This is a genomic window from Idiomarina sp. (assembly GCF_048265525.1).
In the GTDB taxonomy this organism is placed as follows: Bacteria; Pseudomonadota; Gammaproteobacteria; order Enterobacterales; family Alteromonadaceae; genus Idiomarina.
The window spans coordinates 123,672-136,614 of record NZ_JBLXBI010000001.1; the positions used below are offsets into that span (position 1 = coordinate 123,672).

General features: G+C 47.6%; 12 protein-coding genes and 1 tRNA gene. 5 read left to right on the top strand and 8 right to left on the bottom strand.

Annotated features, from left to right (window positions below; genetic code table 11):
* The first annotated feature begins 43 nt into the window (after window positions 1-43).
* The 5 genes from ACN0TF_RS00585 (at window position 44) to ACN0TF_RS00605 (ending at window position 4,918) form a co-directional block, all read left to right on the top strand.
* Window positions 44-1,429, top strand: a complete 1,386-nt coding sequence (locus ACN0TF_RS00585; RefSeq protein ID WP_417440345.1) for a M28 family metallopeptidase — start codon at window positions 44-46, stop codon at window positions 1,427-1,429.
* On the top strand, window positions 1,422-2,399 hold the full coding sequence (locus ACN0TF_RS00590; protein ID WP_417440346.1) for an amidoligase family protein: 978 nt from the start codon (window positions 1,422-1,424) through the stop codon (window positions 2,397-2,399). Before ACN0TF_RS00585 ends, ACN0TF_RS00590 begins: the two co-directional genes overlap by 8 nt.
* A complete protein-coding gene (locus tag ACN0TF_RS00595) occupies window positions 2,372-3,031 on the top strand; it encodes a gamma-glutamyl-gamma-aminobutyrate hydrolase family protein (RefSeq protein WP_417440347.1) in 660 nt (219 codons plus the stop codon). Before ACN0TF_RS00590 ends, ACN0TF_RS00595 begins: the two co-directional genes overlap by 28 nt.
* A gap of 121 nt (window positions 3,032-3,152) precedes the next feature.
* A complete protein-coding gene (locus tag ACN0TF_RS00600; RefSeq protein ID WP_417440348.1) occupies window positions 3,153-4,784 on the top strand; it encodes a methyl-accepting chemotaxis protein in 1,632 nt (543 codons plus the stop codon).
* 46 nt (window positions 4,785-4,830) lie between these two features.
* Window positions 4,831-4,918, top strand: a tRNA-Ser gene (locus ACN0TF_RS00605).
* Between the two features lie 60 nt (window positions 4,919-4,978).
* On the opposite strand, the gene bfr (ACN0TF_RS00610) is transcribed toward ACN0TF_RS00605, so the two are convergent.
* From bfr (ACN0TF_RS00610) to ACN0TF_RS00645, 8 genes are all read right to left on the bottom strand, one after another.
* Entirely contained in the window at window positions 4,979-5,446 is a 468-nt protein-coding gene (gene bfr / locus ACN0TF_RS00610) for a bacterioferritin (protein ID WP_011234318.1), read from the bottom strand.
* A complete protein-coding gene (gene bfr / locus ACN0TF_RS00615; protein ID WP_034819886.1) occupies window positions 5,446-5,922 on the bottom strand; it encodes a bacterioferritin in 477 nt (158 codons plus the stop codon). Before bfr (ACN0TF_RS00615) ends, bfr (ACN0TF_RS00610) begins: the two co-directional genes overlap by 1 nt.
* A 33-nt stretch (window positions 5,923-5,955) precedes the next feature.
* Window positions 5,956-6,180 (bottom strand): (2Fe-2S)-binding protein, encoded by a 225-nt coding sequence (locus ACN0TF_RS00620; protein WP_114981584.1) that lies wholly within the window; start codon window positions 6,178-6,180, stop codon window positions 5,956-5,958.
* A gap of 62 nt (window positions 6,181-6,242) precedes the next feature.
* A complete protein-coding gene (locus tag ACN0TF_RS00625; RefSeq protein WP_417440349.1) occupies window positions 6,243-7,220 on the bottom strand; it encodes a calcium/sodium antiporter in 978 nt (325 codons plus the stop codon).
* Between the two features lie 36 nt (window positions 7,221-7,256).
* On the bottom strand, window positions 7,257-9,128 hold the full coding sequence (locus ACN0TF_RS00630) for an acetate--CoA ligase (protein ID WP_417440350.1): 1,872 nt from the start codon (window positions 9,126-9,128) through the stop codon (window positions 7,257-7,259).
* 101 nt (window positions 9,129-9,229) lie between these two features.
* The gene (locus ACN0TF_RS00635; RefSeq protein ID WP_034819895.1) at window positions 9,230-10,171 is read right to left on the bottom strand and encodes a CorA family divalent cation transporter; all 942 of its coding nucleotides are present in this window, start codon (window positions 10,169-10,171) and stop codon (window positions 9,230-9,232) included.
* A gap of 73 nt (window positions 10,172-10,244) precedes the next feature.
* The gene (locus ACN0TF_RS00640) at window positions 10,245-11,303 is read right to left on the bottom strand and encodes an ABC transporter ATP-binding protein (RefSeq protein WP_034819897.1); all 1,059 of its coding nucleotides are present in this window, start codon (window positions 11,301-11,303) and stop codon (window positions 10,245-10,247) included.
* Window positions 11,304-12,932, bottom strand: a complete 1,629-nt coding sequence (locus ACN0TF_RS00645) for an ABC transporter permease (RefSeq protein ID WP_110012673.1) — start codon at window positions 12,930-12,932, stop codon at window positions 11,304-11,306. It abuts the gene before it with no gap.
* Between the last annotated feature and the right edge of the window lie 11 nt (window positions 12,933-12,943).

Consider the following 12,943-nt stretch of genomic DNA (forward strand, 5'->3'; position numbering starts at 1 on the left):
CCGCATAATCGAAACAAGCTCATTAATTAACAGGTATTCAATTATGTTCAAATCGTGGACAAGTTCATTACTGGCGGTAAGTGTTGGTTTAGCGACTCCGCTGAGTGCTATCGCTCAGGATAGTATTGACTATAAAGAGCAGGAAAAGCTACATAAAATAGCTGGCGCCATGCAGGCTGACCGTATTGAAAGCGATATTCAGACCCTGGTGGATTTCGGCACGCGCCATACCTTATCTGAAACAGAATCTGATACTCGCGGTATTGGTGCTGCGAGGCGCTGGATTTTTGCCGAATTTGAGCGCATATCCGAAGCCTGCGGTGGTTGTCTTGAAGTGATGTACGTCAGCGACACTATTTCGGGAGAAGAGCGCATACCCGACCCTGTGGAAGTAAAAAGTGTCATTGCTGTTCAGCGTGGCAAAACAGACCCTAATCGTTATGTGATGATGTCCGGTGACATCGACTCGCGCGTTAGTGATGTCATGGATTATACCTCCGACGCCCCAGGCGCAAACGACAATGCCTCTGGTGTCGCTGGCGCGTTAGAAGCGGCTCGAGTGCTAACCCAGTACGAGTTTGATGGTTCTATTGTCTATGCGGCACTGGCCGGCGAGGAACAAGGCCTGTTTGGCGGGAAAATTCTGGCCGAAAAAGCCAAAGAAGAAAACTGGCATCTGACCGCTGTGCTCAATAATGACATGATTGGTAACATAGAAGGCATTAACGGAGTCATTAACAACACCACTGCACGTATTTTTGCTGAAGGCACCCGTATGAATGAATCGGATCGCGAAGCAACCATGCGCCGTTTTTATGGTGGCGAAGTGGACTCTCCCTCACGCAACTTAGCGCGCTACATTGATACAGTGGCCGATCGTTACATCAACAATTTAGACACTATGATTGTTTATCGTTTAGATCGTTTTGGTCGCGGAGGGCATCACAGACCCTTTAACGACTTAGGTTATGCAGGTATCCGCATTATGGAAACCAACGAAAACTATAATCGCCAGCACCAGGATCTGCGCGTGGAAGATGGCATTGAATATGGCGATACCATCGATGGCGTAGACTTTGACTACGCAGCGAAACTGACGGCATTAAACGCCGCTTCTATGGCGAGCATGTCGTGGGCACCAAGGCCGCCGGCTAATGTCGAAATAGAAGGTGCAGTAAAACCGGATACAACCCTGCGCTGGACGGCGCAGGAGGAAGATAAAGAAAATATTGCGGGTTATAAAGTTTACTGGCGCTTAACCAGTGCCCCACAGTGGCAGTTCAGCCGCTACGTGGGTAACGTAAACGAATACACACTGGAGAATGTGGTGATCGATAATTACATTTTTGGTGTAGCTAGTGTCAGTAACGATGGCTTTGAAAGCCCAGTTGTATTTCCGGGACCAGCGGGGACGTTTTCTATTGAGTAAAAGTTTGTTCAAAGCATTAACCGAGCCGCTAAATTATGAAGGGGAAGACCGAAAAGTCGGTTTTGAACTTGAGTTTAGCGGTTTAACCCTGGAGAGAACCATTGAAGTTCTGCAACAACAATTGTTGGGGGAACGGGTTGCTGTCTCTAAAGCTGAACAAAAAGTTGAAGTGGATGAACTGGGTTCATTCAAAGTTGAGATAGACTGGGACTATTTAAAGCGAAAAGCCAAAGCTGAAGGCGGAGACAAGTCTGCCTGGGTTCGCGAGTTAGGAAGCATAGCTGAGAACCTGGTACCTATTGAAATTGTTTGCCCACCGCTGACTCTTGAACAGTGTGAGCAGTTAATTCCATTGACTGACGCTTTACGGGAAGCCGGTGCGAAAGGCACAGACGAATCCTGGATTGCGGCTTACGGTGTGCATATTAACCCAGAGGTACCGTCGTTAGACCCAAATGTCCTGCTGCGTTATTTGCAGGCATTCTCTTTGTTGCAATGGTGGCTGGTAGAGGCTCACCGGGTTGATACAACACGAAAGCTGAGTCCTTATATTGATAAATACCCTGAAGCATACACCCGCTTGCTGGTTTCTCAGCAGGAGGTAAGTCAGGAGCAACTGATTAATGATTATCTGGAACACAATGCTACCCGTAATCGGGCGTTGGATATGTTGCCGCTTTTTGCTTTTTTGAATGAAGAAAAAATTATGAAAGCGGTGGAAGATAATAAGATTAAGGCACGACCGACATTTCATTATCGTTTACCGAATTGTCAGCTTGAACACCCTGACTGGAATTTAACCGAACCATGGAAAATTTGGTGGGTAGTGGACGCTCTGGCGAATGACGAACAGGCTTTAGAATACTGGAAGCAAGCGTTCACTGACGCTGAACGCCCGTTAATAGGGGTTTCAGAAAAAGACTGGAAGGAAAGGTTACAGCAATGGCTCACAGACCGCGAGTGGTTGTAACAGGGACCGCCAGACGGTGGTCTCCTTCCTGGTGGTGTACCTGGCTTATTCTTAAGTGTCTTGGGGCAACCCCTGTGCGCGCGAGTGTCAGACATAGCTGTGAACACGAAGGCATCGACGCCGTGATTATTGGCGGCGGCGATGACATTAGTCCATCTGAGTATAATCAACCACCTGAGCGTGACGGTGAGTACGATCCTGACAGAGATGAGCTTGAAATTGCCTGGATACGCTGGGCACTGGAAGAAAAAAAGCCTCTGTTAGGTATTTGTCGTGGCTCGCAATTGATTAATGTGGTGCTGGGTGGTGAACTGAACCAGAATATCCGGGAGCTACGACAGCTAACTTATAATAGGCCCGGGTTATTGCCAACCAAACAAGTGTTTATTGAGCCCCGGAGTCAGTTGGCGAAAATTTGTAAAAAACAAAAACTGAGAGTTAACAGTCTGCATTCACAAATTGTGAAGCAAACCGGCGTCGGTATGCTTGCTGTGGGTTGGGATCTCGATGGTTTTCTGCAGGCTTCTGAAGGCCAGTCCGAACAAACTATTATTGGTGTGCAGTGGCATCCTGAGTATCTTTTCTATGTGCCCAGCCAGCTCAGAATCTTCCGTTGGCTTATCAAACAATAATTGAACATCTCGATTATACCGTCATCAATATATCAATTTTTTTGATCCATCCTTAAGCCTGATTAGTATAATCGTTCAATTACATAGATAAATATATCATCATCACTTTCTGGAGTACCACATGACCATAGCAAATCGATTGTATGCGGGGTTTGCCTTTATTCTACTGTTACTTGTTATAACGACAATTATCGGTACGTATCAGGTTAGCGAAATCGATAAAACACTAACAAGAGTGAATGAAGTAGGAAGTGAAAAACAACGCTTTGCTATTAATTATCGCGGCAGTGTACATGACCGGGCTATTGCTCTGCGCGATTTAGTACTTGTGGATGATGCCGCTGATCGTCCTCCGCTCCGCGAGCTAATTGATGATTTAAAGGCGAATTACAACACGGCAGATAAGGGTATGAGTGCTATTTTTTCTGACAGCACTTTGGTTAGCAGCAAAGAACGTGAATTATTGGCAGCTATTGAAGACGTGCAGGTGCGAGGACTGGCCGCCGCCGATGAAACTGAGCGTTTACTGAGTTCAGATCAACGACAACAGGCGCAGGAATACGTACTTAATGAACTGTCTCCGGTTTATGCTGAATGGCTGAATCGTATTAATACCTTCATTGATTATCAGGAGCAGAATATAGCGTCAGGTACCGAAGGTGTTATGGACCGTAGCGAAAACTTTGCCACTTTAATGTGGTGGGTGACTGCTTTCGCTATTATTACGGGTGGTATAGCTGCCTGGCGGATAGTGGCCAAGCTGACTCACACCATAGGCGGTGAGCCCGAAGAGGCGGCCGAGGTATTGCAGCGCATTGCAGACGGTGACTTAACGGTTTCGACCCGAACACGCTATGAAGATAGCATGATGGCAGACGTTAACCGCATGGTTCGTCAACTTAGAGAAATTCTGCAGGATGTTAATGATTCGGCCGATACGATTCTGAACTCATCGAACGAGTTGTCTGAAACAGCGAATGATAACCAGCAATTAGTGGTTCAGCAGCAAGAGCAGACCACTCAGGGTGCAACGGCAATTCATCAGATGGCACAGACGGTGCGGGAAGTTGCTCAGCATACAGAGCAGGCGGCTCAGTTGGCGGACGACACTGATAAAGAGACTGTTGGTGGTAGCCGTGAAGTTGAAGCGACCGTTCGCTCTATTGAAGAGTTGGCAAACCAGGTTGAAGGTGCGTCAAAAGTTATTGGTCAGTTATCTGATAACACCGCAGAAATTCATAAAGTACTGGAAGTGATAGAAGGCATTGCTGACCAGACTAATTTACTGGCGTTGAATGCCGCAATTGAGGCTGCCCGTGCCGGTGAACATGGCCGCGGTTTCTCCGTGGTTGCTGATGAAGTGCGTGCGTTAGCGAACCGAACTCAGGACTCTACCCGTAATATTCAAAGCTTAATTGAAACCATGCGAGTGAGTGCCAACGACGCTGTTACTGTTATGGAAAAAGGCAGAGAAAAGGCTGCAGAAAGTGTCGAACAGGCACGCTCTGCCGGTAAATCTTTGCATGCGGTGAATAGCTCGGTTGCAAAAATGAGCGACATGAACGCACAAATTGCGACTGCAGCGGAAGAACAAACCGCTGTAGCGGAAGAGATAAACCAGAACTTCACATCCATTACTCAGGCTGCTGAGCAAACAGCTGCTGGCTCAGAACAGATTAGTGAAGCCAGTCGCGAGCTGAACGAACTGGCAAAACGGTTAAATAATGGCATGAAACGCTTTAAAATTGCTTAAACCCCTTGATTAGAACGGCTAAAACCCCTACCATAGCGGCCGTTCTGGAGAGGTGTCCGAGTGGCTGAAGGAGCACGCCTGGAAAGTGTGTATACGGCAACGTATCGAGGGTTCGAATCCCTCTCTCTCCGCCAGATACAAAGAAACCGCCCTTGAGGCGGTTTTTTTGTGTCTGCAGAAAAGGGGGGACTGGATTACATCATGCTTTGTAAATAAAGCTGCTCACCCAGTCGATCCATTAAGTTCAGCTGTATCTGTAGCCAGTACGCGTGATCTTCTTCGGTATCTTTTAAAATGCCGACCAGCATTTCGCGGGTAACGTAATCATCCACTTCTTCGCAGTATTCAATGACTTCACGCAGTGTTTTGGCGTTGTTGTGCTCAAGCTTCAGATCATTTTCCAGCATCTCCCGGACATCCGAACCTATGGTATGAGGTTCGCGATTGCTCATGTTGGGTTTGCCTTCCAAGAATAAAATTCTGCGAATGAGCAAGTCTGCATGACCGCGCTCGTCGTCAATTTCATGGTTAATGCGCTCATAAAGCTTCATTAAACCCATGTCTTCGTATTGACGCGAATGTGAGGTGTACTGGTCAATTGAGGTTAGCTCAAAAGCCAGAAGACGGTTGAGCTGCTCAACAACATTGTTATCTCTGCGCATTATTCAGCTCCTTGAATTTTTGTTTGCAAATAGACCTCGTTACCCAGGCGCGATATCAAATCAATTTGAGTTTCAATCCAGTCGAGATGTTCTTCCTGCGAGTCGAGAATATCGCGTAAAGCGTTACGGCTGACATAGTCTTTGTGTATCTCACACTCTTTTATGGCTTCGCGTATTGCGCTGACATCGTTAAACTGGACTTTATGGTCCATTTCCAGCATTTCTCTTGGGTCTTCACCAACGTATAATTTACCGAGTTCCTGCAAATTAGGAATGCCTTCCAGAAATAAAATGCGTTCGATAAGCACATCGGCGTGCTTCATTTCATTAATAGAGGCTTTATAAACAGGCTTGTTCAAACTTTCGAAGCCCCAGTTACGATACATGCGGGCATGAAGAAAGTACTGATTAATGGCGGTAAGTTTGAGCGTCAGTATTTTATTCAGTTGCTGGATGACTTTAGCATCACCTTTCATAGCCGTATTACTCCTTAATTCACTAAGTATGAATTAAGTGTAGCATACGGAAACCGGAAGTTGAGTCTCTTTACCTGCTTGATTAGAACGTTGCTCGAGGGCTTCGTGAAGAACATCTTTGGCGCAGTTTTTACAACACCCGCACTGTGAGGCTACACCGTATTGCTGGCGTAAGTCTCGCATTGAGTTCACCTCACCAGAAACTACGGCCTGATGGATGACTTTATCGTTAATACCTTTACAAAGACAAACATACATAGACTATCACCTCACTTGATAATGACAGTCTATGTTAAATGCGAACGATTTGCAATAGTGTTTTATTGCGGCGCGATGAAGCCGGTTTTCAACAAGTACAAGGTATAGAGCAGATACAGGCAGATAAAGATAAAACCGTGTACGCGGTTAATTCGCCCTTGCCGTGCCTTACGAATACCAAAAACCATTAGCAGCAATGTCAGTATGGCCATGGCAACCCAGTCGCGGCTTAACACCAGAGGTTCAAGCGAAACTGGTTCAATAGCACCGGCAATACCGACGACGGCTAGGGTGTTAAACATATTCGAGCCGATAACGTTACCCAGTGCCAGGTCGTGCTCATTCTTGCGGGTTGCCGCAATGGCTGAAGCCAGCTCTGGTAAGGAGGTACCAATGGCGACCACAGTCAAACCTATGACTAAATCGCTCACGCCGAGTGATACCGCAATGTTCACGGCACCCCAGACTAAAGCACGTGAGCTGACAATTAACAGTAGTAAGCCAACAATAAGCCAAATAATGGCGGGTTTCATTGGCAGAGGATTTGCGTCCAGTTCTTCGGTGAATTCCGCGGCTAAGCTGTCGTCGCTGCTTTTTGAACCTATCCATACAGACCAGCCCATGTAGCCAACAAAAATAACTAACAAAAGAATGGCTTCCAGTCTGGTAATTTGATAGTCGAGCAAAAAGAGGGCGCTTAAAAGCGTTATTGCGATTAGCACTGGCATTTCGCGGCGGATAACCACAGATTTAACCGCAATAGGAGCGAGCATGGCGGTAATACCTAAAACCAGTGCTATGTTGGTTATGTTAGAGCCATAAGCGTTACCCAGTGCTAATGCAGGGTTGCCCTGCATTGAAGCCAGTGCTGACACGACCATTTCCGGGGCCGATGTACCAAAGCCAATAATGACCATACCGATAACTAATGGCGCCATGCCCAGATGTTTTGCTACTGCGGCTGCGCCTTCAACAAAGCGGTCAGCACTCCAGACCAAAACAGCCAAACCTATAATGACCGCAACAATCGATAACGTCATAACACCCTGATCCTGTTTAAAAGAAAGGGCGCTAGTTTAACGCATGGTTTCCTTAATAGCATCAATACTTGACGGATCATCAATGGTTGAAGGAACAGCAACATCGTCGCCCTGTAATACCTGCCGAATAAGACGTCTCAATATTTTTCCTGAGCGAGTTTTAGGTAGCCGGGATACTACGTGTAAGGTTTTCAGGCAGGCAATAGCGCCAACCTCTGCACGTATTGACTGGATAAGTTCCTGTTGTAATTGCTCGTGAGCAATAGTGGAAGAGTTTTTAAGAATAACGAAACCAACCGGTAACTCACCTTTTAGTTCATCGGGTTGTGCGACAACGGCGCATTCAGCAACGTCTTTGTGAGCGGCCAGAATTTCTTCCATCTCTCCGGTGGATAAACGGTGGCCGGCAACGTTTATTACATCGTCTGTACGGCCCATGATAAAAACATAGCCTTGTTCGTCGATGTAACCCCCGTCGCCACTGCAGTAATAACCCGGGAAAGCGTTGAGATAACTGCTGTGCAGGCGTTGCTCATCGCCCCATACGGTGGTCAGGCAACCGGGTGGCAAAGGCAACCGTACACAAATTGCACCTTCTTCTTTGCTGCCTAAACCTTTGCCGAGAGGATCCAGAACACTAATTTCGTAGCCGGGAACCGGAAAGGTGGAAGAGCCGGGTTTTACTTTTACTGCTCCAATACCGACAGGGTTAGCGCACATTGGCCAGCCGCTCTCGGTCTGCCACCAGTGGTCGTAAACCGGCAAGTCGGTTAATTCGGTTGTCCATTCATAGGTAGCGGGATCTAAACGCTCTCCTGCCATATAAATGCGTTTCAACGAGCTTAAGTCATAGCGCTGAATAAATTCGCCTTCAGGATCTTCTTTCTTTATTGCCCGGAAAGCCGTCGGAGCAGAAAAGATGGCGCTGACGTTATAGTCCTGAACGATGCGCCAGAAAGCTCCTGCATCTGGCGTATTAACCGGCTTGCCTTCGTAGAGTACACTGCTGCACCCAAAAAGCAGGGGACCATAAACAATATAAGAGTGACCTACGACCCAGCCTACATCGGATGCCGTGAAGAAGACTTCCCCGGGCTCTAATCCGTAAACGTAATTCATGGAAAAATTCAGGGCAACGGCATAGCCACCGTGGTCGCGCACAACGCCTTTCGGTTTGCCCGTAGTGCCCGAGGTATAAAGAATATAAAGAGGATGAGTTGCCGGTAGAGGAATAGCTTCTAAAGGGCTTGCTGTCGTCAGCGCCTGTTCCCAGTCGGTGTCCTGACCTTCCTGCATTTCTGCCTGGCACTGCTCGCGCTGATAGACAATGGTGCGTGGCTTGTAGATCGCTTCCGCCAAAGCTTTATCCACAATAGGTTTGTAAGGCAGAACTTTTGTCCCCTCAATACCACAAGACGCGGTGATAATCAGTTTGGGAGCCGCGTCGTCGATGCGAACAGCCAGTTCGTGCGCTGCGAAACCACCAAAGACGACCGAGTGAATTGCCCCGATGCGGGCGCAGGCCAGCATTGCAATAGCAGCTTGCGGAATCATGGGGAGATAAATAATAACCCGGTCGCCTTTTTCTACGCCTTGTTGCTTCAGGACATGAGCAAAGCAGGCAACCTGTTCACGCAACTGGTTAAAGGTGTAATTTGCTTTGCTTTGGGTTACCGGGGAATCGTAATACAAAGCGACTTGCTCGCCGCGGCCTGCTTCTATTTGTGCATCGAGTGCTAAATAACTGATGTTAACTTCGCCGTCCGGAAACCAGTCTGCCAGTCCATTCTTTTTGACCTGTGCAGCGACTTTAGGCGTTTTGAACCAATTTAAGCGACGCGCTTGCTCTAGCCAAAAACCTTCAGGATCTTGCTGAGCTTCGGAGTAAACGTTTTTATAGGCTTGCATAGCACTACCTCAAATCCTTTTATGCAGAGCCTTTAAGCATATTCTGTTGGCTTAAATTTCCTATTCGACTTAGGTCTAAACCGCTTTGATATAAGTCAGGTTTACCAGAATCTCAGGCGTCTCAACAACAGGAATTCGACAATAGCGATAATTACCAGCGCACCACAGAAAATCATAAATGCACCTTCGCTTTCTACCCCGGGCATACCACCAATGTTTATTCCAAAAACACCGGTTAAAAAACTGAGAGGTAAAAACACTCCGGCAATAACCGAGAGCCAATAGGTGTTGCGATTCATTTTTTCGGCTATGGCCTGCTGCAGTTGCTCGCGCTGCATCCAGATTTGCTCCAGCATGAGGTCAATTTGCTCGAATAAGCGCTGAGTGGTATCGCGCTCGTTGATAAGCCATTGGTGCAACTCTGTGCTCATAACCTTTTCGGTTTCGGTACTGAGTTTTTCTAAAGCGGCCAACTGCGGGCGGATAAAGCGGTTAAGGCGTAACAGACGACGATGCAAAGCGGTGAGTTTTATCTGAACTGATGCCGTATTATCAAAGCCTTCACCCTCAATAGCTTCCAATTTTTGCTCCGCTGAGGACACCACATCTTCAATTCGTAAGTTTAATTGCTCAATTAGGGCAACGATAAAGTCGTGTAACGACTCCGGCCCTATTTGTTGACCAAGTTGCTCACGCAATTTTGCTACGGATAAAAAAGGACGTTTACGAAAGCTGTACAACGCGCCTTTATAATACAGTAGACGCAGACTGAGCATGTCTTCGGGAGATTCACCCGTGTTTAAATTAACACCCCGTAGCAACAGCATAAAACCGTCGGGTAAACGCTGAAAACGAGGACGGGTATCTTCTTCCAGTACCGCATCAATAAGAGGTTCTGGTATACCGGCTTGAGTTAACCATTCGGTTAACCCTTCGGCATCACGCTGAAAATGAAACCAGGTGTTTTCTGTGGCGCGCGATGGCGACTGAAGTTGTTTTGCGGGATGTTGACTGAAATCCCATGCGTCAATTAAAAAATCCATAGAATCCTCACATATGACAATTATTCAGAGTCTATAGTGAGGTATTCAACTTGTCATTTGTTTTACGCATCAGTTAGTCGGGCAACTCGCACAAAGACGAGTCGAATACGACCAAGTGATCAAAGTCGATATCAATTCCAATTTGTTCGCCTGTTTTTAACGGTTGGTGTGATGGACCGACCGCCAACACGTGACTGGTGTCGGCCAGCTCCAGAGTATAGAGATAATGCGAACCACGAAAACCGCAGCCAACCACTATGGCCTGCATACTGCTATCGTTATTAATTAATACATCATCGGGGCGAACTAAAAAGTTAACACTCATGTCGGGTTTGTTGTGCAACTGAGAGTGCTCTATGATTCCAAATGCACAATGTAATTGATGTTCTCTTATTTCGCCATTCAGCAAAACGCCGCGGCCAATAAAGTCGGCGACCAGTTGATGCGTTGGTTGATGATAAAGGGCATAAGGCGTTTCCCACTGCAGTAGCTGACCTGAATACATCACGCCGGATTTATCTGCCATAGCAAAAGCTTCTTGCTGATCATGAGTCACCAGTAATGCGGTAATACCTTCTTCTTTTAGCAATCGTCTTACGTCGTGAGCCAGCACTTCGCGTAGTTCGGCATCAAGACTGGAGAAGGGCTCATCAAGCAGCATCAATTTAGGTTTCGGAGCCAGAGCGCGGGCCAGAGCAATCCGTTGTTGTTGTCCTCCGGATAACTCGTGCGGGTAGCGATTTTGATAACCGTTAAGACCAATGCGGATGAGCAGCTCTTTAACTCGCTCTTCCTGCTGCTTTTTGGGTAATCGATTAATGCCAAAACGGATATTGTCGGCCACAGTTAAGTGGGGGAATAATGAAAAATCCTGGAACATCATACCAACTTCTCTTTGCTCGGTTGGTATTTGCACCTGGCTGGATGAGACCGTTTTTCCGTGCAGCTCAACTTGTCCGCCGGAAACCGGAATAAAGCCGGCAATAGCGCGCAGCAAAGTGGTTTTCCCACAGCCACTGGGGCCTAGCAGGCAACCTATCTCGCCCGGCTCCAGAGACAAACTCAGTCTGTCGACGATGAGGTCACCGGAGAGCTGGATGCTGACTGCGTCAATATTCAGTAATGTGCTCATTTACTCTCCTGCTTTCAGTGTTTTACTGCGTAAGGCTCGGGACAGCATAATAACCGGAATTAGCCCGACTGCGACAATCATCAATGCGGGGGGCCCGGCATCAGCTAAGCGTTCATCAGAGGCCATTTCGAATGCGCGCACTGCCAGAGTGTTAAAATCAAATGGACGTAATACCAGCGTGGCGGGCAGTTCTTTCATCACATCGACCAGCACCAAAATTAACGCCGCCAATAACGGGCTGCGAAGCAAGGGTAAGTGAACCCGCCATAAAATGCGTTTACCGCTGGCGCCCAGAGTTCTCGCTGTATCGTCCATTTGCGGTGTAATTTGTTCCAACCCCGAGTTAACGGTTTGCAATGACACCGATAAAAACCGGACACTGTAGGCAAACAAAAGTGCGACAACGGTACCAGAGAATAATAAACCGGGATTAAAGTCGAATAACCATTCGCTGATACTGATAATTTGATTGTCTAGCCAGGCTAAAGGCGATAACAATCCAACGGCTATAACAATACCGGGAATAGCGTAGCCCATGCCCGCCAGACTGATAGCCGCGCGTAAAGGTCGGGTAGGGTGGCGCCGGCGACCGTAAGCAAGCCATAATGCCAGAGCAACAGTGATCAACGCCGCTAATAAGCCTAACCAGAGTGTGTTGAAGGTTAACATCCAGAATTCGCTTTGCTGCCATATTTCTGATTTCTGAACCGACCACAAGAGCAGTTGTGTCGCTGGTATAACAAAGCCAAGCACAACGGGCAGCCAGCAGACCAGCGAAGCCAGAGCCGCTCGCCAGCCGCTTAGTGGTCGCCGCTGAGGAGGCTTGGTTGCAGAGCGCTGTTGATAAAAACGAGCGCGACGTCTGGAGTAACGTTCAACCATTATCAAAATAATGACGAATACCAGCAATAAAGCGGACAGTTGCAGCGCTCCCTGCGCATCGCCAATGCCATACCAGGTGCGGAAGATACCTGTGGTAAACACTGTGACGCCGAAGTATTCCATGGTGCCGTAATCAGCCAGAGTTTCCATTAACGCCAGAGTGACGCCTGTTGCTATAGCCGGTCGCGCCAGTGGCAGAGCAACTTTCCAGAAACTTCGTAATGAGCTGGCGCCCAGAGTTTTTGCACTTTCAAACGCGGTTGTTGATTGCTGCATGAAAGCGGAGCGTGTAATAAGGTAGACGTAGGGGTAAAGAACAATACAAAGAACAAAGATAGCACCGTTCAGGCTGCGTATTTCAGGAAACCAGTACTCACCTATATTGACAGAGAAAATGTCCCGGATAACCCCCTGTACCGGGCCGGCATAATCGAGCAGGCTTGTATAGGTATAAGCTGTAATGTAGGCAGGCATAGCCAGTGGCAGCAATAACGCCCAGCTTAACCAACGCCAGCCGGGAAAATCGTATTGACTAATGCACCAGGCCGTACTTACCCCGAGCAAAGTGACACCGGTACCGACAGCGAACAATAAGATCACTGAATGACCGATGTATTCCGGTATCACGGTTTGCCAAAGATGTTGCAGAGTGTCCCATTGAGGGTTCAGTAACGACAAAGCTACCACTATGAGTGGTAGCCCTATCAAGACCGCGACGGCAAACAGCAACAGCGTGCCACGGTTCATCTATACGTCTC